This window comes from Arenimonas composti TR7-09 = DSM 18010, from assembly GCF_000426365.1.
Taxonomy (GTDB): Bacteria; Pseudomonadota; Gammaproteobacteria; order Xanthomonadales; family Xanthomonadaceae; genus Arenimonas; species Arenimonas composti.
Genome location: NZ_AUFF01000006.1, coordinates 97,037 through 116,428, shown reverse-complemented (window position 1 = coordinate 116,428; position 19,392 = coordinate 97,037). Strand labels below are relative to the sequence as shown.

Here is a 19,392-nt window from a genome sequence, read left to right as displayed (position 1 = left end):
GCTCCGTGTCGTCGCAGGTCGCGCCCGGCCGGGCCGGCTCAGGCCGCCATCGCGGCGACGATGCGCTCGCGGCAGGTCTCGGCCATGCGCCGGCGGCCGTCCTCGCTGGGAGCGACCGGCTCGAGGAAATGTACTTCGACCACCCGCACCGGTTCACCCAGCAGGCGGAAGAAGTTCTGCAGGAAGTTCTCGCTAGCGTGGAAGGCCACGACGGTCTGGGCGTCGCCGCCCTCGCCGTACTTCAGCGCCACCGGCTGCGCCGGCACGTTGGCGACGATCGCCGGCTGGAAGATGCGGGCATGGAAGACGCCGACCGCATCGCCGCGGGTCGTGCGCCCTTCCGGGAACACCCCGACCGCCAGGCCCTGCTCGAGCCGGCGCACCATCCGGTGCATCACCCCGTGCAGGGAGTCGTTGCTGCCGCGGTGGTGGTAGATCGTCTCGCCGCGGCTGGCGACCCAGCCGATCACCGGCCAGCGGGCGATCTCCGCCTTGGCGACGAAGCCCATCATGCGCTGGCTGTGGATCAGGGTGATGTCGATCCAGCTGACGTGGTTGGCGACGAACAGCACCGCCCCCGGCAGCGGCGTGCCGACCCGGCGCACGCGCAGGCCGAAGATGCGGATCATCAGCGTCGACCAGGTGCGGATCACCCGGTGGTCCAGCCGCTCGCCGCGGATCACGATGCGCGCGGTCAGCGGATTGATCAGCGCCAGCGTGATCGGCAGGCCGACCAGCACGTGCACGAGCAGGAAGGGCAGGCGCCAGAGGTAGCGCAGCGGGCGGGCGAGAGGCATGGGCGGGATTGTACGGGCCTCCCGCTGGAGTCCGGGGTCAGTTCCCGACGACCGCCGCGGTCATCCGCGAAATGCAGCAGGCCCGGCCCTGCTCGTCCTCGATGCGGATCTCCCACACCTGGGTCGCGCGGCCGACATGGATCGGCCGGGCGGTGCCGGTGACCGTGCCGGCGGTGACCGCCCGCAGGTGGTTGGCGTTGATCTCGAGCCCGACGACGCGCTGGCCCGAGGCCGGGTCCAGGCAGAGCTGGCCGCCGAGGCTGGCCAGGGTCTCGGCCAGCAGCACCGAAGCGCCGCCGTGCAGCAGGCCGAAGGGCTGCTTCGTGCGCTCGTCGACCGGCATCGTCGCGCGCAGGAAATCGGCGCCGTGCTCGGTGATCGTGATGCCGAGGCTGGCGCCGGCGGTGCCGGGCATGAAACGGTTCAGCACCTCGATGCCGGGGCGCTGGCGGAAGGGATCGCTCATCGTCGGGTCCGTACGGCCGCCGCGGGACGCGGCGGCGCTGGCGCGGCTCAGCGGACGCGCATCATGCCGGGGCGGAAGCCGGAGGTGTAGCTGCGGCGCTGGTAGCCGCTGCTGTCGCCGTAGCCGGAACCGGTCTCGCGGTTGCGGCGGCGGTGCATGCGGTCGATCAGCTCGTCGCGGCGGGCCTCCAGCCAGTCGGCGCGGCCGACGCCGGCCGGATCCATGCCGCGGCGGTCGGCCTCGTTCTGGCGGAACTCGCAGAACTCGTCGTAGGCGTCGAGCTCGTGCTTGAGGTCCTTGACGCACATCTCGATCGCGATCGCATCGTCCAGGTAGCCCAGCACCGGGATGTGGTCCGGGATCACGTCGCTCGGGTCGGCGAAGTAGGCCAGCGCCGACAGCACCCGGCTGCGGTCCTCTTCCGGCAGGTGCCAGCCGTCGTCGCGCACCATCGCGATCAGTGCGTCCAGGCGCTCGAGGCGCTGGGCGATGAAGTCCGGCACCTCGACCTTGTCGGCGCCGCCGAGCAGGCGCGCGGCCGCGGCGATGATGTCCTCGGCCGACTTCTGCCCGGCCGCCTGGCGTGCCGACTCGATGGCCTTCTGGAAGTGCTCCAGGTCGCGGTCGGAGAGTTCGAAGGTCAGCGTCAGGGACATGGCGGAATCCGGTGGCGGGTTCAGGGAGAACGGCAGACTAGGCGGGGCCGCCAACCCCGTCAATGCGACACGTGGCTCAGAGGATCGGAATCAGGCCGGCGCCGAAGGCAGTGAGGATGCGGGTGTAGACGGTCTTCAGCGGCAGGTCGACCTCGGGGAAGGCGCCGACGTTCTCGTAGCACTCGGCGAAGCGCGGGTCGTCGGGCGGCAGCGGCTCGCAGCCCGGGCGCAGCTCCCAGCTGGTCGCGTAGGGGAAGGGCCAGATGTCGAACACCGGCAACGCCTCCGACACCTTGCCGAGGCTGTAGACCAGGCCCGACAGCACCGGCGGCTTCTCGTCGCGGGCGATCAGCCAGGCGTTCTCCGGCGACATGTCGCGGACGATGCTGGCGCGCAGCGCGGTCGCGAAATCGGCGTCGTGCACGACGACCATGCTTTCGGTGTTGAGGTTGTCCGAGCGCGGGTCGAAGTTGTGGGTGCCGACGACGCCGATGCGGTCGTCGACCACCATCGACTTCGCGTGCAGGCCGACGCGCACGCCGGCACCGCGCAGCGGCACCGGTCCCGCCGAGCCGCGCGAGCCCGAGCCGAACAGCGGCTGCCGGGTGTCGGCGCGGGCGGCGCGTTCGGCTTCCGCCGCCGCGGCCGCCGCCAGCGCACGTTCGCGCGCGGCGATCGCTTCCTCGCGCGCCTTGATGCGCGGATCCACGCCACCCGACAGCGCCAGCCGCTCGGCGCGCGCGGCGGCGGCCGCCTCGCCGGCGGTCTTCGGCGCGCGCGGCACCAGATCGGCGCGCGGGATGCGCACGTCCGGCACCACCTCGAGCGCGCCGGTCGCGGCGAGGTCGATCGGCGAATCGGCCGGATAGGGCTTGTACTCGTGGATGCGGAAGCCGAGTTCGCGCAGGTACAGGCGCTTGTACTTGTGGCTCATCGCATAGACCGGGAAGGCGTCGGTGGCGGCGAGCGAATTCGTCGAGATCCACACCTGCGGCGGCGTGCCGCGCGCCTGCAGCTCGGTGAACAGGTCGCGCGCCTGCCGCGACAGCACCAGATAGGGCGTCTGCAGCACGATGTCGGATTCGGCGCCGGCGATCAGGTCGCGCATCTCGCGCGACGCGTCCTCGTGCGCCGGGGCCGCGTCGTCGTGCTTCTCGGGCAGGTCGGCGTGGAACTCGACCCGGCCGACCGGCAACGCGAACGGTTCCAGACGTTCCCACACCGCGGCGCCGTCGGCCGCCAGCGCCGCCATCGCCCGCACCCGCGCGGCCCGCACCGCGTCGTCGGCGAGCAGCGGATGCACCGGCACCGCGCCGGCGCCGAGCAGGCGCTCGCCGACGTCGCCCAGCCGCTCCGACGGCACCGAGCGCTCGTAATCCCAGAAAGCGTCGAAGTTCACGCCCATCGCCGCCGCGACCGGCCCGGCGACCAGCAGGTCGCGGTCGCGGTAGTTGTATTCCTTCGCCCAGTCGAAATAGCGGTCCTGGATGTTGCGCCCGCCGGTGATGCCGACGACATCGTCGAACAGCATCAGCTTGCTGTGCATGCGCTGGTTGAAGCGGCGGAAGCTGAAGAGCACGCCGGCGGCGTATTCGAGCTGCTGGGTCTTCGCCTCGTCGAAGGTCGGGTTGTACAGGCGCAGCTCGAAGTTCACGTGGGCGCCGGCCAGGGTCGCCTGCAGGTTCGGGTCGGCCAGGCCGTAGAGCTGGTCGAGCAGCACGCGCACCTTCACCCCGCGCCGCGCCGCCGCCAGCAGTTCGTCGAGCACCAGCTGGCCGCTGTCGTCGGCGTCGAAGATGAACATCTGCACGTCGATCGACTCGCGCGCGGCGCGGATCAGGTGCACGCGCGCCAGCAGCGAATCCTGGCCGCCGTCGAGCAGGACGACGTGGTGGCGCGGCGCCCCGGGCGCGGACGCGGCGACCGCGGCATGGCCGAGTGCCAGCAGCGGCGAGTCGATGTGGCAGCCCGACGGGCATTCGACCACCTGGCTGCGGCCTGCGATGGCGATCTCTTCGGCCCGGGCGCGCTGCTCCGGCGACAGCGTGGCGCAGCCGGCGAGCAGCAGCACCAGCAGGGCGATACCTAGGCGGAACGGGCTCATGGCGTAGGGGGAGTTCCGGCGGGGGCGTCGGGGGGTCGCAGTCGCACGTGGAATTCGAAGCCGACTGTATCGCGCAGCAGCAGTCGTTGCGCCGTCATCCCGAAGGCCCGGCGGTCGACGTCGCCGCGTACCCGGATCTCGCAGCCGTAGCCGGGCGTCGCGCAGGTTGCCGGGGCGAGCATGAAGCTCACCTCACGGCGGACGCCGCGCAGGACGAGTTCGCCGGCCAGCGCGCCGCCCACGTGCAGCAGTTCGCGTGCGAACGGCCGCGAGCTGAACGCGATGCGCGGGTAGGCGTCGACGGCGAGGAAGCGCGGCGAGCGGGTCGTGCGCTCCATCCATTGCGGGCCGTCGAGCCGCAGCGCGCGGGCGTCGACCGTCACCTCCACCCGCCACAGGCCCTCGCGGGTGGCCACCAGTTCGCCGTCGATCGCGCCGAAACTGCCCGGCACGGTGCCGGCCATGCGCAGCTCGACACTGAATTCGGCGCGCGCGCCGGCCGGGTCGAAGGCCTCGGGCGGCGGTGTGGCCGACGTCGCGAGCAGGGCGAGGCAGGTCGTGGTCCGTACGAGGGACGAGGTCGCGGAGGCTCGAGGTCGCACCGTCGTCGAATTCCCCGTCCCCCGTACGCCCTGCGAACTAGGAAGTCATCACGGCCACCAGAAGTTGGCCAGCTTGGCCGCCCCCGGCTCCAGCCCCACGCCTTCGTCGAACTGCAGCACCGCGACGCCGCCGGCCGGCATGCCGCGGAACTCGCCGGAGCGGCCTGCACTGAGCAGGGCCACGAGCTGTTCGAAGCCGGGGTTGTGGCCGACCAGCAGCAGCGGCGAGATCTCGCGGTGGTCGTCGAGCACCTGCAGCAGGCGGCCCGGCGTGGCGTCGTAGATGCGCGCGTCCTCGCGCACCTCGACGTAGCCGAGCGCGGCCAGCGCCTGCTCGACGGTCTCGCGGGCGCGCCGCGCACTGGAAACGACGACCCGCGCCGGCAGGTGGCCGTGTTCGCGCAGCCAGCGGCCGGCGGCCTCGGCTTCGGCCTGGCCCTGCAGCGACAGCGGGCGGTCGTGGTCGTCCTGGCCGGGCAATGCGTTCTCGGCGTGGGCGTGGCGGAGCAGGATCAGTTCGCGCATGGCAGTCCCTTGCGTGGCGGTTGCGGACGGGTGCCGGCCTCAGCCGGCCTTCTTCAGCCAGCGCAGCAGCGGCGCCCAGTCCTGCTGGTGGCTGCGCAGTTGTTCGGAGTGGTAGTCGAAGACCGACTTGCCGAGGGCGCACATCAGCACGTAGGCCTGGGTGTCGCGCAGTTCGGCGACCAGCGGATAGGGCCACGCCTTCAGCTGGGCGAGGGTCTGCTGGCTGTTGCTGGTCCACGGCTTGAGGCGGTTGCCGACCAGGCCGACCGGCAGCTTGCCCTTCTTCACCCGCGGATTGGCCGCGAGCGAGTTCAGGAACGGCACCGTCGCCTCGAGGTCGATCATCGACGGCAGCACCGGCACGACCACGGCGTCGGCCAGGGCGACGTAGGCCTCCAGGTCGTCGCCCATCGCCCCGGCCGCGGCGTCGATCACCAGCACGTCGATGCCGGCGGGCAGCTTGTCGCGCCAGCCGCGGCGGGTGCCGTCGAGCGGCAGCACCGCGGTCGGCAGTTCGGCGCGCTTCTCGCACCAGCGGGTGGCCGACTGCTGGCGGTCGGCGTCGAGGATCGCGGTGGCCTTGCCCTGTACCGCGTGGTGCGCGGCCAGGTTGGTCGTCAGCGTGGTCTTGCCGGCGCCACCCTTCGAGCTGGCCACCAGGATCGTGTGCATGCCGGGATCCTCCGCGAGCGGGTTGGGGCACTCTAACCCGCATGTCGCGGGGCCGGAAGCGCGCTGGCTGCGGGCCGCCGCCACCGGCCGAGCAGATGCTCTATGCGGCCGTGGGACGGTCGGGTGGTCCCCGGTTGCCACGGAGGTGGCATGAGCGCTGGCCGGCCGCCTGGCCTGTATTCCCCGGATTTCGAGCACGACAGCTGCGGCTTCGGCCTGGTGGCGCGCATCGACGACCAGCCTTCGCGGGCCCTGGTCGACAGCGCCCTGCAGGCGCTCGCACGGCTGTCGCATCGTGGCGCCGTCGCCGCCGACGGCCGCAGCGGCGACGGCTGCGGGCTGCTGCTGCGCCGCCCGTCCGCCTTCCTCGCGGCGATCGCTGCCGGGGCCGGCATCGGCTTCGCCGAAGGTGACGCGGTAGGCATGGTCTTCCTGCGCGATGACGATGCCGCCGATGCCCGCGCGCGCGCCCGGCTCGCGGCGGCGCTGCAAGCGCAGGGGCTGGCGGTCAGCGGTTGGCGCGAGGTGCCGGTGCGGCACGCGGCCTGTGGCCAGATCGCCCGCCGCGGGCTGCCGCGCATCGCCCAGGTTTTCGTCGCGCGGCCCGACGAGCTCGACGCCGGAAGCTTCGAGCGCCGGCTCTTCCTCGCCCGCCGCCAGGCCGAGCAGGCGCTGGGCAATGATGCCGCCTTCCACATCGTGACCCTCTCGGCGGTGTCGATCGGCTACAAGGCGATGGTGCTGGCCGATGCGCTGCCGGATTTCTATCCGGACCTGGCGCGGCCGGAGCTGGCGTCATCGGTCGCGGTCTTCCACCAGCGCTTCTCGACCAATACCGCGCCGGCCTGGAAGCTGGCCCAGCCCTTCCGCCTGCTGGCCCACAACGGCGAGATCAACACCATCGAGGGCAACCGGCACTGGGCACGGGCACGCGCCGCCCACTGGCGCACGCCGGCCTTCGATCTGGCGGCGCTGCAGCCGCTGGTCGCCGAACATGGCTCGGATTCGCAGAGCCTGGACAACATGCTCGAGCTGCTGCTCGCCGGCGGCATGGACCTGCTGCAGGCGATCCGCATCCTGGTGCCGCCGGCGACCGCCTCGCTGGAATACAAGGACCCGGACCTCGCCGCCTTCTACGAGTATTACGGGCTTTCGATCGATCCCTGGGACGGGCCGGCCGGGATCGTGCTCTGCGATGCGCGTTATGCCGCCTGCACGCTCGACCGCAACGGCCTGCGTCCGGCGCGCTGGCTGCGCACCGCCGACGGCCTGCTGGTGGTGGCCTCGGAAACCGGCGTCGTCGATGTCGACGATGCCGAGGTCGTCGCCCGCGGCAAGCTCGGTCCGGGCGAGATGCTGGCGGTCGACCTGCAGCGCGGCGAACTGCTCGACAGCGAGGCGATCGACGCCATCAACAAGGCGCGCGCGCCCTTCAAGCAGTGGCTGAAGCAGGGCGTGAGCTATCTGAGCACCAGCCTGATCGATCCTTCGCTGGCCGCCGAACCGCTGGAACCGGCGGCACTGCGCCGCTTCCAGACCCTGTTCCAGCTCAGCCGCGAGGAACGCGAGTACGAACTGCGCGTGCTCGCCGAGACCGAGCAGGAAGCCACCGGCTCGATGGGCGACGACACTCCGCTGGCGGTGCTCTCGCGCCAGTTGCGCCCGGTCTCCGACTACTTCCGCCAGGCCTTCGCCCAGGTCACCAATCCGCCGATCGACCCGCTGCGCGAGGCGATCGTGATGTCGCTGCTGACCCAGCTCGGGCCCGAGGGCAATGTGTTCGAGCTCACCGCCGACAACGCCGCCCAGGTGATGCTGAACTCGCCGGTGCTCAACCAGCGCAAGCTGCGCCAGCTGCTGGCGCTGCCGCGGTTCGCGGACGCGCATGTGCGCATCGATCTGGGTTTCGCCGCCGGCGAATCGCTGCCGCAGGCGCTGCGCCGGCTGCAGCGCGAAGCCGCCGAGGCGGTGCGTGGCGGCGCGGTGATCCTGCTGCTGTCGGACCGCTGGCCACGCGAGGACGAGGCGGTCGTGCCGTCCCTGCTCGCCACCGGCGCCATCCACCACCATCTGGTCGCCGAAGGCCTGCGCTGCCGCTGCAACCTGATCGTCGAGACCGGCGCCGCCCGCGACGCGCACCAGATGGCCTGCCTGATCGGCGTCGGCGCCACCGCGGTCTATCCCTGGCTGGCCTACCAGACCCTGTACGCGCTCGGCCGCGCCGGGGTCATCCGCCACCGCGCCGGCGAGATCCTCGAGATCGGCCGCAGCTACCGCCGCGGCCTCAAGAAGGGCCTGCTGAAGATCCTGTCCAAGCTCGGCATCAGCACGATCGCCAGCTATCGCGGCGCGCAGCTGTTCGAAGTGATCGGGCTGAAGCGCGAGGTGACCGAGCTGTGCTTTCCCGGGGTCGTCAGCCGCATCGAAGGTGCCGGTTTCGCCGAACTCGAGGCCGATGCCCGCGAACTCGCGGCGCGCGCCCGCGCCGACGCCGGGCTGACGCCGGCCGGCCGGCACAAGTTCGTGCACGGCGGCGAGTACCACATGTACAACCCGGCGGTGATCGCGGCGCTGCAGCAGGCGGTGCGCAGCGGCGACTTCGCCGATTTCCGCCATTACGCCGACATCGTCGACGGCCGCCCGCCTTCGACCCTGCGCGACCTGCTGGCGCTGCGCACCGATGCGCAGCCGATCGACATCGCCGATGTCGAGCCGGCGCAGGCCATCCTCGCCCGCTTCGACAGTGCCGGCATGTCGCTCGGCGCGCTGTCGCCGGAAGCGCACGAGGCGCTGGCGATCGCGATGAACGCGCTCGGCGGCCGCTCCAACTCGGGCGAAGGCGGCGAAGACCCCGCCCGCAACGGCAGCGAGCGCCGCAGCAAGATCAAGCAGGTCGCCTCCGGCCGTTTCGGCGTGACGCCCGAGTACCTGGTCAATGCCGAGGTGCTGCAGATCAAGATCGCCCAGGGCGCCAAGCCCGGCGAGGGTGGGCAGCTGCCCGGGCACAAGGTCGACGCGACCATCGCCCGCCTGCGCCATGCCCGCCCCGGCATCGGCCTGATCTCGCCGCCGCCGCATCACGACATCTATTCGATCGAGGACCTGGCGCAGCTGATCTTCGACCTGAAGGAAGTGAATCCGGAGGCGCTGGTGTCGGTGAAGCTGGTCGCGCATGCCGGCGTCGGCACCATCGCCGCCGGCGTCGCCAAGGCCTATGCCGACCTGATCACCATCTCCGGCTACGACGGCGGCACCGGCGCCTCGCCGCTGTCCTCGATCCACCACGCCGGCGGACCCTGGGAGCTCGGAATCGCCGAGGCGCAGCAGACCCTGCGTGGCAACGACCTGCGCGGGCATGTGCGCCTGCAGGTCGACGGCGGCCTGAAGACCGGACTCGACGTGGTGAAGGCGGCGATCCTCGGCGCCGAAAGCTTCGGCTTCGGCACCGCACCGATGGTCGCGCTCGGCTGCCGCTACCTGCGCATCTGCCACCTCAACAACTGCGCCACCGGTGTCGCCACCCAGGACGCGCGCCTGCGCGCGAACCATTTCACCGGCCTGCCGGAAATGGCGGCGAACTTCTTCCGCCTGGTCGCCGAGGACGTGCGCCACTGGCTGGCGCGGCTCGGCGTTACCCGGCTCGAGGACCTGATCGGCCGCACCGACCTGCTGCGCGTGCTCGAAGGCGAGACCGCGCGCCAGCGCGGGCTGGACCTGCAGCCATTGCTGGATGCCGCCGACGGCCGCGGCCCGGCCGCGCGCTACTGCGTGATCCCGCGCAACCTGCCGCGCGACACCGGCACCCTGGCCACACGCATGCTCGCCGACTGCGCGCAGGCGATCCGCGAGCGCAGCGGCGGCGAGTTCGCCTACGCGGTGAACAACCGCGACCGCAGCATCGGCGCCCGCCTGTCCGGCGCGATCGCCCGCGCTCACGGCGACCAGGGCATGGCCGATGCGCCGATCCTGCTGCGCCTGCGCGGCCATGCCGGGCAGAGCCTCGGCGCCTGGAATGCCGGCGGCCTGCACCTGCATCTGGAAGGCGATGCCAATGACTATGTCGGCAAGGGCATGGCCGGGGGCCGCATCGTGCTGCGGCCGCCGCCGACTGCGCCCTTCGTCGCGCGCGAGGCGGCGATCATGGGCAACACCTGCCTTTACGGCGCCACCGGCGGCGAGCTGTACGCCGCCGGCCGTGCCGGCGAGCGCTTCGCGGTGCGCAATTCCGGCGCGGTGGCGGTGGTCGAGGGCGTTGGCGACCACGGCTGCGAATACATGACCGGCGGCTGCGTCGCCGTGCTCGGCCGCACCGGCCTGAACTTCGCGGCCGGCTTCACCGGCGGCCTCGCCTATGTGCTCGACCTCGAGCGCGATTTCGTCGACCGCTACAACCACGAACTGGTCGACGTGCTGCGCATCACCCCGGAAGGCATGGAACACCACCGCCAGCACCTGCGCACGCTGCTGCTGGCGCATGTCGAACACAGCGGCAGCGCCTGGGGCGCGCAGCTGCTCGAGGATTTCCGCGACGTCGCCGGCCGCTTCTGGCTGGTGAAGGCGAAGGCGGCCTCGCTCGAGCAGCTCGCCGAAGAACTGCGGCGGGCGGCATGAGGGGCAGGCGGCAATCGCGATGAAACGACAGCCCTTCCAGTTCCTCGAAGTTCCACGGCGGCTGCCGCGGCCACTGCCGGTGCCGGTGCGCCTGCTCGGCTGGGGCGAGAGCCATCCCGGCTTCGCGCCGGCGGACGCCGCCGAACAATCGGCCCGCTGTCTCGACTGCGGCAATCCCTACTGTTCCTGGAAATGCCCGCTGCACAACCCGATCCCCGACTGGCTGGCGCTGGTGCGCGAGGGCCGGCTGTTCGAGGCCGCGGAGCTGGCGCACGAGAGCAACCCGCTGCCGGAAATCTGCGGCCGCGTCTGTCCACAGGACCGGCTCTGCGAAGGCGACTGCACGCTCGAGACCGGCTTCGATGCGGTGACGATCGGCGCGGTGGAGAAATACATCGTCGACGAGGCCTTCCGGCAGGGCTGGCGGCCGGACCTGTCGGCGGTGCGGGCGAGTGGCAGGCGGGTCGCGGTGATCGGTGCCGGTCCGGCCGGTCTGGCCTGCGCCGACCGCCTCGCGCGGGCCGGCATCGAGGCGCATGTCTTCGACCGCCACGGCGAGATCGGCGGTTTGCTCAGCTTCGGCATCCCGGCCTTCAAGCTGGAGAAGGCGGTGGTGCGGACGCGGCGCGCGGTGCTGGAGGCGATGGGTGTGCGCTTCCACCTGCACACCGAGGTCGATGCCGCGCTCGGCGGCGAACTGCTGCGCGGTTTCGACGCCGTTTTCCTCGGCACCGGCGCGACCACGCCGGTCGACGGCGGCCTGGCCGGGCGCGAGCTGCCGGGCGTGCTGCAGGCCCTGCCCTTCCTGGTGGCCAATGCGCGGCGGCAGTTCGCTGCCGAGGCCGGCGACGCGATCGCGGCGGATGCGGACCTGCCGGACTTCCGCGGCCGTCGCGTGCTGGTGCTCGGCGGCGGCGATACCGCGATGGACTGCGTGCGCTCGGCGCGGCGCCTCGGCGCCGGCGAGGTGAGCTGCGTCTACCGTCGCGGCGAGGCCGACATGCCCGGCTCGCGGCGCGAAGTCGCCCATGCGCGCGAGGAGGGCGTGTCCTTCGTCTTCCACTGCCAGCCGCTGGCGCTGGAAGCGGGCGCCGACGGCGCGCATGTCGCCGGCGTGCGTGTCGTCGACACCGTCGCCGGTGCCGGCCGCAGCGGCGGCATCGCCACCGTCGCCGGCAGCGAGCGCGTGCTGCCGGCCGACCTCGTCATCCTCGCCTTCGGTTTCCGGCCGAGCCCGGCGCCATGGTGGCGCGAACACGGCATCGGCCTGCACGCCGACGGCCGCGTACGCGTCCTTGGTGCCGACGGCGCCACCGGGCACCCGAAGGTCTTCGCCGGCGGCGACAACGTGCGCGGCGCCGATCTCGTCGTCACCGCCGTGCACGACGGCCGCCAGGCCGCCCACGCCATCACCCGCCACCTCCTCGGCACCCCCCACCCCCCGTAGGAGCGCCTTCAGGCGCGATGCCCTTCCCGCACCACCCCAGCGCTATCATCCGCCCCTGCTTCCGGGGATGCGCATGAGCGAACTGCAGGACCTCACCAGCCTCGTCCGCGCCAACACGGCGCTGATCGTCATCGAGACGCCGGACGAGGGCCGGGTCGTCGACCTGTTCCGGCACCTGCTGATGAACGTCTGGCGGCCGCTGTTCCGCTGGTCGATCACCGAAGGGCTGCGCCGCGTCGACCTGGACGGCGAGGACCCGCCGCTGGCGCCGCCGGATGCACCCACCACGCTGCGGGTGATCCGCGACATGGACCAGCGCGGCCTGCACCTGCTGCTCGATTTCCACCCCTACCTCGGCTACGCGACCACCCAGCGCATGGTGCGCGAGCTGATCGACCGCCGCGGCTGCAAGGAACACACCCTGGTGCTGGTCGGCGCGAAGATCGAGCTGCCGCCCGACCTCGAGGCGCTGGCGGTGCGCTTCCCGCTGAAGCTGCCGGACGAGCGCCATCTGCTGAAGATGGTCCAGGACGAGGCGAAGCTCTACCAGCGCGAACACGACGGCCGCCGCGTCGACATCGACCCGGAAGCGCTGAAGGCGATGGTGCGCAACCTGCGCGGCCTGTCGATGATCGATGCGCGGCGGATCGCCCGGCACCTGATCTTCCGCGACGGCGCGATCGGCGACCACGACCTGCCGGAGCTGACCAAGCTGAAGTTCGAGCTGCTCAACAAGAGCGGCCACCTGCATTTCGAATACGACACCGCGCGCTTCACCGACGTCGCCGGGCTCACCCGGCTCAAGCAGTGGGTGAACACCCGCCGCAGCGCCTTCGTCGACGACGCGGCGCTGCCGCCGGGCCTGGACCCGCCGAAGGGCATCCTGCTGCTCGGCGTGCAGGGCTGCGGCAAGTCGCTGGCGGCGAAGGCGGTGGCCGGCGGCTTCCGGGTGCCGCTGGTGCGGCTGGATTTCGGCACGCTCTACAACAAGTACCACGGCGAGACCGAGAAGAACCTGCGCGATGCGCTCGCTTCGGCCGAACAGGTGGCGCCCTGCGTGCTGTGGATCGACGAGCTCGAGAAGGGCCTGGCCAGCAGCGGCGGCAGCGACGACGGCGGGGTGTCGCGGCGCGTGCTCGGCTACTTCCTGACCTGGATGGCCGAGCGCAAGTCGAAGGTGTTCCTGGTCGCGACCGCGAACGCGGTGAAGGAACTGCCGCCGGAACTGCTGCGCAAGGGCCGCTTCGACGAGATCTTCTTCGTCGACCTGCCGGATGCGTCGGCGCGCGCCGAGATCTTCCGCATCCACCTGCACAAGCGCGAGGTCGACTGGGAGGGCTTCTCGCTGAACGCCCTCGCCGACGCCGCCGCCGGTTTCTCCGGCGCCGAGATCGAGCAGGCCGTGGTCAGCGCGCTGTATTCGGCGCATGCCGACGGTGTGCCGGTCGACGAGGACCGCCTGATCGCCGAAATCCGCGCGACCCGGCCGCTGAGCGTGCTCATGGCCGAGCAGGTGGAAGCGATCCGCGCCTGGGCCCGCGAACGCACCGTCCCCGCCGACTGACCCTCCCCCTCTTCTGTAGGAGCGCCTTCAGGCGCGATGCTGTTGCTGTAAAGAAAAGCATCGCGCCTGAAGGCGCTCCTACAGAAGGGGCATCGCGCCTGAAGGCGCTCCTACAGGGGGAGGTGCTGGAGGAGCCAGGTCCAGGCGGGCAGCGTCGCCAGCGAGAGCAGGATGCCGTAGCCGACCATCGCGGCGGCGAGGCCGGGGGCGAGGCGGTGCGAGATCGCCAGCGCCGCGGCGGTGACCATCGGCGGCATCGCCGATTCGAGCACAGTGGCGTCGGCGGCGGTGCCGGCGAGGCCGAGCAGCGGCACGACGGCCAGCGCCAGCGCCGGCATCACGATCAGCTTCAGTCCGAGGCCGGCGGCGAGCGGTTTCAGTTCGTCCCGCGGCAGCTTCAGCTGCAGGCTCAGGCCGATCGCCAGCACGACCAGCGGCAACAGGGCGTCGGCGAGGCGCTGCAGGCCGTCGGCGATCCACGCCGGCGGGGTCGCCGGCATCAGCGTCAGCCCGAACAGCAGCGCGAGGAAGGGCGGGAAGGTGACGACGCGCTTCGCCATCGCGCGCGCGGTCGGCGGGGTGTCGCCGCCGTAGCGCGCGAGCACGTAGAGACCGAAGGTCGAGAGGATCAGGAAGGCGCCGAACTGGTCGTAGATCACCGCGTAGGGCAGCGCCGCCTCGCCGAGCAGGGCGCGGCACAGCGGATAGCCGAGGAAGCTGGTGTTGCCGAGCGCGACGCAGAGCAGCAGCACCGCGTGTTCGTCTCGGCGCAGGCGCAGCCACTTCGAAACCGCGCTGACTGCAGCGATCGTCGCGAGCAGCAGCAGCCAGGGCACCGCCGCGACCGCCAGCACATGCATGCCGAACTGCAGCCGCGGCGCGTAGAGCAGCACCGAGGCCGGCAGGCAGACGTAGAGCACGACCAGGTTCAGGGTTTCCGGCGCGGATTCCGGGAACAGCCGCAGCCTGCGGAAGAGCAGGCCGAGGGCGAGCATGGCGAGGATGAGGGCGTAGGAGGCCATGGGGAGGATCGCGCCTGAAGGCGCTCCTACGGGGTCAATCCGGGCGGGATTTTTCGGTGGCGATCCAGGCGCGGATCTTGCTGGCGAGCACGTCCATCGGCAGGGCGCCGTCGATCAGCACCTGGCGGTGGAAGGCCTTGACGTCGAAGCGGTCGCCGAGTTCGCGCTCGGCTTCCTCGCGCAGCGAACGGATCTCGCGCTGGCCGACCTTGTAGGCGAGGGCCTGGCCGGGCATCGCGATGTAGCGCTCGACCTCGGCGACGATGTCGCTCTCGGCCATCGACGAGTTCGCCTTCATGTAGTCGATCGCCTGTTCGCGCGTCCAGCCGTAGTAGTGGAGGCCGGTGTCGACGACCAGGCGCATCGCCCGCAGCTGCTCGTCGCTGAGCCGCCCGTACCACTGGTAGGGATCCTCGAACAGGCCCATCTCCTTGCCCAGCGATTCGGCGTACAGCGCCCAGCCCTCGGCGAAGGCGGTATAGCCGCCGAAGCGGCGGAAGGCCGGCAGGTCCTCGATCTCCTGCTGGATCGCGATCTGGAAGTGGTGCCCCGGCGAGGCCTCGTGGATCGACAGCGTCTCGACCAGGAACTTCGGCTGCGCCTTCAGGTTGAAGGTGTTGAGGTAGAAGATGCCCGGCCGCGAACCGTCCGGCGCCGGCGCCATGTAGGACGCGCCCGCCTCCGATTCGGCACGGAAGGCCTCGACCGCGCGCACTTCGTAATCGGCCTTCGGGAAGACATCGAACAGCTGCGGGATGCGCGCATTGATCTTCTGCTGGATGTCGCGATACGCCTGCAGCGCCTCTTCCTCGCTGCCGAAGTAGAACTGCGGATCCTCCTGCAGGTGCTGGAAGAAGGCCGGCAGGTCGCCGGCGAAACCGACCTGCTCGCGCACCGCGTTCATCTCGCCGAGGATGCGCGCGACCTCGTCGAGGCCGAACCGGTGGATCTCTTCCGGCGTCAGCCCGGTGGTGGTCTGCTGGCGCACCATGTACGCGTACCAGGCCCGGCCGTCGGGCAGCGCCGACAGACCGACGCTGGCGCGCGCGGCCGGCAGGTATTCGTCGCGCAGGAAGTCGCGCATCTTCGCGTAGGCCGGCACCAGCTGCGCGGCGATCGCCTCGCGGTAAGCGGCGGTCAGGCGCTCGCGCTCGGCCGCCGGCACCGCGTCCGGGAACGCCGCGACCGGACCCCAGAACACGCTGTCCTCGGCGCGCTCGACCACGTGCGCCGCGAACTGCGGAATCAGCTTCTCGACCACCGGCTTCGGCAGCACCACGCCGGCTTCGATGCCGGCGCGCAGGCTGGCGATCGCGCTGTCGTTGAGCACCGGGAAGCGGGCGATGCGAGCGAGGAAGTCGTCGTAGTGCTTCGTCTCGCGGAACGGCTGCAGGCTCTGGCCGCTGCCGAGCTGGGCGAAGAAGCTGCCGTAGTTGCCCATCTGGTGCAGCGGCATCATCCAGGCCGGGAAGGCCTCGCCGGCGATGCTCTCCTCGCGGTCGCGCACGAAGATCTCCCAGCTCAGCAGGTCCTGGCCGTCGAGCTTCGCCGGGTCGATGCTGCGGGCACGGGCGAGGTATTCGCGCGTGTCGGCCATGGCCTGCTCGCGCACCTCGGCGGAGAACATGTCGGGCAGCTGGTCGTTGTAGCGCAGGTCGCCGACGGCGGTGGCGAGGATCGGATTGCGCTGCAGCTGCAGTTCCCACCAGTCGTCGAGCATCGCTTTCAGTTCGACCGGGCCCCCGGTCGGTGCGACCGCGGCGGCGTCGGCGGCGGCCGGCGAGGACGCTGCGGTCGGGGCACCGGCACCCGGGTCACCCCCACAGGCGGCGAGGATCGCGGCGGACAGGATCAGCAGGACGGGGGTGCGCATCGGAACTCCGGACTCGGGGGACGCGCTATCTTCGCCGAGATCGTCCTGCGGAGAACCTGCCATGCGTCCCGTCGCCACCCTGCTCGCCCTGGCCCTGGCCGTGACCGCCGGCGTCGTCGCGCCGGTCGGCTCCGCCGCGGCCGCCGACCGCATCACCGGCCGCGGATTCGCCACCCGCTCGGAAGTGCTGGCGCCGCATGCGATGGCGGCGACCTCGCACCCGCTGGCGACCCAGGTCGCGCTCGACACGATGAAAGCCGGTGGCAGCGCGGTCGACGCGGCCATCGCCGCGAATGCCGCACTCGGGCTGATGGAGCCCACCGGCAACGGCATCGGCGGCGACCTGTTCGCGATCGTCTGGGACCCGAAGACGAAGCAGCTCCACGGCTACAACGGCAGCGGCCGCTCGCCGCGCGCGCTGACGCTGCGCGAATTCCGCCGCCGCGGCCTCGACCGGGTGCCGCAGCGCGGCCCGCTGCCGGTCACGGTGCCGGGCACGGTCGACGCCTGGTTCGCGCTGCACGAACGCTTCGGCCGCCGCACGATGGCGGAGAACCTCGCGCCGGCGATCGCCTATGCCCGCGACGGCCACCCGGTGCACGAGACCATCGCCTACTACTGGGCGCTGAGCGTGCCGCGGCTGTCGGAATGGCCGGGCTTCCGCGAGCAGTTCACGATCGACGGCCGCGCCCCGCGCAAGGGCGAGCTGTGGCGCAACCCGAACCTCGCCGACACCCTCGAGACCATCGCCCGCGACGGCCGCGCCGCGTTCTACGAAGGCGAACTCGCGCGCCGCATCGACGCCTATTTCCGCGCCAACGGCGGCTTCCTGCGCTACGAGGACCTGGCCGCGCACCACGGCGAATGGGTCGAGCCGGTGAGCACGAACTACCGCGGCGTCGATGTCTGGGAGCTGCCGCCGAACGGCCAGGGCATCGCCGCGCTGCAGATGCTGGAGATCCTCGAGGGTTACGACTTCTCGCACATCGCCTTCGGTTCGGCCGAGCACGTGCACCTGTTCACCGAGGCCAAGAAGCTGGCCTTCGCCGACCGCGCCCGCTGGTATGCCGATCCGGCCTTCCACGACACCGCCCGGGACGGCGACCACGCGGCCCTGGTCGCGCGGCTGATCTCGCCGGAATACGCCGCCGAGCGGCGCGCGCTGATCGATCCGGAGCGCGCCGCACGCGCGGTCGATGCCGGCCCCGGCCTGCAGCAGGGCGACACGATCTACCTGACCGTCGCCGATGCCGACGGGATGATGGTGTCGCTGATCCAGTCGAACTACCGCGGCATGGGCAGCGGCATGACCGCGCCGGGCACCGGCTTCATCTTCCAGAACCGCGGCGAGCAGTTCGTGCTGCGCGAGGGCCACCCGAACTCGTTCGCGCCCGGCAAACGGCCGTTCCACACGATCATCCCGGCCTTCCTGAGCCGCGACGGCCAGCCCTGGGTGAGCTTCGGGGTGATGGGCGGCGGCATGCAGCCGCAGGGCCACGTGCAGATCGTGATGAACCTGGTCGACTTCGGCATGAACCTGCAGGAAGCCGGCGACGCCCCGCGCATCCATCACGACGGCAGCACCGAACCCGAGGGCCAGCTCAGCGAGATGCAGGACGGCGGCGTGCTCAACCTCGAGACCGGCTTCGCCTACGAGACCGTGCGCGCGCTGATGCGCCGCGGCCACGTCGTGCAGTTCGCCGACGGCCCCTACGGCGGTTACCAGGCGATCGCCCGCGATCCCGAAACCGGCGTCTACACGGGGGCTTCGGAATCGCGGAAGGATGGGCAGGCGGCCGGCTACTAGCGGGGAGCGCAGTTCGTGCGAACGGGCTACCGCTATCTCCGGCACATGCCCGACGTCAGCACCAACCGCACCTCTGGCGGAAGCGACGCCGGATCGGCGCGGCACACCAGACGGCGGCCGAGTTCGACGCCGACGGCTTCGAAGCTGTCGCTGCCCAGGGCGGTGCCGATGCGGGTGAGCGCGGCTTCGCCGACCGCGCTTTCCATCTCCGTCAGCAGTTCCGGCGGCAGGTCGGCGACCAGCGCGGCCAGGTTGCTCGCATTCAGACCGCGCAGCGCCTCGCCGAGCCGGCGCCCCCCGGCGGTCTGCGCGTAATCGGCGAGCCGCTGCAGGTCCTCGGGCGCGGCCAGGCGGTCGAGTTCGGCGCCGGCCAGCTGCAACAGCTCCTCGTCGTCCATCAGCGCCAGCATCACCTCGAGCACGCGCCGCTGCGAGGGATCCGCCGCGGCGGCGATGCCGCGGCTGAACTCGTGGCGGGTGACCGCGGGAAGATCGAACAGGCGCAGCACCGCGATCGCGGCGTCGCTCGACGGCGCATCGCTGAGGCCGGAGTCGTCGCTCAGTGAGGTCGCGAGCGCGCAGTACTGGTCGGCGACGTCGTCGTAGCGGGCGGGGTCGCGGCTGCGGGCGATGCGGCAGCCGACGTTCGCCAGCTGGCCGACGAAGGCGCCGATCGCTTCCGGGCGCTGCAGCGCGTTGGCGAGGCGGTCGAGCAGGCCACGTTCGACCAGCGCCTCGAAGGCACGGCGGTCGCGGCGGCGCAGGCTGGCGCCGTGTTCGCCGATGGGGCGGCTCGGATCGGCCGCTATCGCGGCGGCGAGGCGGTCACCGGCGCCGCGGGCGGCGAATTCGCTGAACGCCGCGACGTCCTCGCGGCGCAGCCAGGGCGCCAGCACGGTGGCGAAATCGACGGTGAGGCCTTCGATGAACCCGGGGTCGGCGATCACCGCCTCGATCACCTCGCGCTCCTCCGCCGTGTCCGCTGTGGCCGTCTCGTTGCGGATGCCCTGCGCGAAGAAGTAGGCGACGCCGAGCTGGCGGATCATCGCCTCCACCTCCGGACCCGGCACGGCCGCATCCTCGGGTGCCAGGACCTCCGGCGCCGGCCGCGCCGACGCGCTGGACTTCGTGGTTTCCAGCGGCTTCACCGTGCGCATCGGCGCAGCGGCGAACAGCGGCGACGCGACGAGCAGCGCCGCGAGAAGGGCGAGGCGGGGAAAGTGCATGCGTTGAGTCCAGGAGGAGG

14 protein-coding genes are annotated in these 19,392 nt (G+C 71.6%); 4 read left to right on the top strand and 10 right to left on the bottom strand.

The features are described 5' to 3' along the window. Positions 1-38 precede the first annotated feature (38 nt). From K311_RS0109755 to K311_RS0109725, 7 genes are all read right to left on the bottom strand, one after another. Entirely contained in the window at positions 39-797 is a 759-nt protein-coding gene (locus tag K311_RS0109755; RefSeq protein WP_051239897.1) for a lysophospholipid acyltransferase family protein, read from the bottom strand. 37 nt (positions 798-834) lie between these two features. Then, the gene (locus K311_RS0109750) at positions 835-1,263 is read right to left on the bottom strand and encodes a hotdog fold thioesterase (protein WP_043797236.1); all 429 of its coding nucleotides are present in this window, start codon (positions 1,261-1,263) and stop codon (positions 835-837) included. A gap of 47 nt (positions 1,264-1,310) precedes the next feature. After that, positions 1,311-1,919 carry a YkvA family protein gene (locus tag K311_RS16340; protein WP_051239895.1) on the bottom strand — a complete coding sequence of 203 codons (609 nt, stop codon included), beginning with the start codon at positions 1,917-1,919 and terminating at the stop codon, positions 1,311-1,313. A 76-nt stretch (positions 1,920-1,995) separates the two neighbouring features. After that, positions 1,996-4,023, bottom strand: coding sequence for a phospholipase D family protein (locus K311_RS0109740; RefSeq protein ID WP_026817155.1), 2,028 nt, complete (start codon positions 4,021-4,023; stop codon positions 1,996-1,998). Continuing rightward, positions 4,020-4,625, bottom strand: a complete 606-nt coding sequence (locus K311_RS17730; protein WP_051239892.1) for a YceI family protein — start codon at positions 4,623-4,625, stop codon at positions 4,020-4,022. The genes K311_RS0109740 and K311_RS17730 overlap by 4 nt, the downstream gene beginning before the upstream one ends. Positions 4,626-4,673: 48 nt before the next feature. Beyond that, positions 4,674-5,150 (bottom strand): SixA phosphatase family protein, encoded by a 477-nt coding sequence (locus tag K311_RS0109730; protein ID WP_026817154.1) that lies wholly within the window; start codon positions 5,148-5,150, stop codon positions 4,674-4,676. 39 nt (positions 5,151-5,189) lie between these two features. Beyond that, entirely contained in the window at positions 5,190-5,822 is a 633-nt protein-coding gene (locus tag K311_RS0109725; protein WP_026817153.1) for a ParA family protein, read from the bottom strand. A 150-nt stretch (positions 5,823-5,972) separates the two neighbouring features. On the opposite strand from K311_RS0109725, the gene gltB reads away from it, so the two are divergent. From gltB to K311_RS0109710, 3 genes are all read left to right on the top strand, one after another. Beyond that, entirely contained in the window at positions 5,973-10,433 is a 4,461-nt protein-coding gene (gene gltB / locus K311_RS0109720; protein WP_026817152.1) for a glutamate synthase large subunit, read from the top strand. A gap of 19 nt (positions 10,434-10,452) precedes the next feature. Next, the gene (locus K311_RS0109715) at positions 10,453-11,880 is read left to right on the top strand and encodes a glutamate synthase subunit beta (RefSeq protein WP_026817151.1); all 1,428 of its coding nucleotides are present in this window, start codon (positions 10,453-10,455) and stop codon (positions 11,878-11,880) included. 73 nt (positions 11,881-11,953) lie between these two features. After that, positions 11,954-13,444 (top strand): AAA family ATPase, encoded by a 1,491-nt coding sequence (locus K311_RS0109710; RefSeq protein ID WP_026817150.1) that lies wholly within the window; start codon positions 11,954-11,956, stop codon positions 13,442-13,444. Between the two features lie 110 nt (positions 13,445-13,554). Here K311_RS0109710 and K311_RS0109705 read toward each other — a convergent pair whose 3' ends face one another. Both K311_RS0109705 and K311_RS0109700 read right to left on the bottom strand, forming a co-directional pair. Next, the gene (locus K311_RS0109705; RefSeq protein WP_043797239.1) at positions 13,555-14,466 is read right to left on the bottom strand and encodes an AEC family transporter; all 912 of its coding nucleotides are present in this window, start codon (positions 14,464-14,466) and stop codon (positions 13,555-13,557) included. Positions 14,467-14,500: 34 nt separating this feature from the next. Then, positions 14,501-16,339, bottom strand: coding sequence for a DUF885 domain-containing protein (locus K311_RS0109700; RefSeq protein ID WP_026817148.1), 1,839 nt, complete (start codon positions 16,337-16,339; stop codon positions 14,501-14,503). Between the two features lie 61 nt (positions 16,340-16,400). Here K311_RS0109700 and ggt point away from each other — a divergent pair, with 61 nt between their 5' ends. Further along, positions 16,401-18,146 (top strand): gamma-glutamyltransferase, encoded by a 1,746-nt coding sequence (ggt, locus tag K311_RS0109695; RefSeq protein WP_026817147.1) that lies wholly within the window; start codon positions 16,401-16,403, stop codon positions 18,144-18,146. 32 nt (positions 18,147-18,178) lie between these two features. Here the strand turns inward: ggt and K311_RS18410 are convergent, their stop codons facing one another. Continuing rightward, entirely contained in the window at positions 18,179-19,372 is a 1,194-nt protein-coding gene (locus K311_RS18410; protein ID WP_026817146.1) for a hypothetical protein, read from the bottom strand. Positions 19,373-19,392 lie beyond the last annotated feature (20 nt).

Coding starts and splice junctions, on each gene's coding strand:
- K311_RS0109755 (WP_051239897.1), bottom strand. CDS start 797: ATGCCTCTCGCCCGCCCGCTGCGCTACCTCTGGCGCCTGCCCTTCCTG.
- K311_RS0109750 (WP_043797236.1), bottom strand. CDS start 1,263: ATGAGCGATCCCTTCCGCCAGCGCCCCGGCATCGAGGTGCTGAACCGT.
- K311_RS16340 (WP_051239895.1), bottom strand. CDS start 1,919: ATGTCCCTGACGCTGACCTTCGAACTCTCCGACCGCGACCTGGAGCAC.
- K311_RS0109740 (WP_026817155.1), bottom strand. CDS start 4,023: ATGAGCCCGTTCCGCCTAGGTATCGCCCTGCTGGTGCTGCTGCTCGCC.
- K311_RS0109730 (WP_026817154.1), bottom strand. CDS start 5,150: ATGCGCGAACTGATCCTGCTCCGCCACGCCCACGCCGAGAACGCATTG.
- K311_RS0109725 (WP_026817153.1), bottom strand. CDS start 5,822: ATGCACACGATCCTGGTGGCCAGCTCGAAGGGTGGCGCCGGCAAGACC.
- gltB (WP_026817152.1), top strand. CDS start 5,973: ATGAGCGCTGGCCGGCCGCCTGGCCTGTATTCCCCGGATTTCGAGCAC.
- K311_RS0109715 (WP_026817151.1), top strand. CDS start 10,453: ATGAAACGACAGCCCTTCCAGTTCCTCGAAGTTCCACGGCGGCTGCCG.
- K311_RS0109710 (WP_026817150.1), top strand. CDS start 11,954: ATGAGCGAACTGCAGGACCTCACCAGCCTCGTCCGCGCCAACACGGCG.
- K311_RS0109705 (WP_043797239.1), bottom strand. CDS start 14,466: ATGGCCTCCTACGCCCTCATCCTCGCCATGCTCGCCCTCGGCCTGCTC.
- K311_RS0109700 (WP_026817148.1), bottom strand. CDS start 16,339: ATGCGCACCCCCGTCCTGCTGATCCTGTCCGCCGCGATCCTCGCCGCC.
- ggt (WP_026817147.1), top strand. CDS start 16,401: ATGCGTCCCGTCGCCACCCTGCTCGCCCTGGCCCTGGCCGTGACCGCC.
- K311_RS18410 (WP_026817146.1), bottom strand. CDS start 19,372: ATGCACTTTCCCCGCCTCGCCCTTCTCGCGGCGCTGCTCGTCGCGTCG.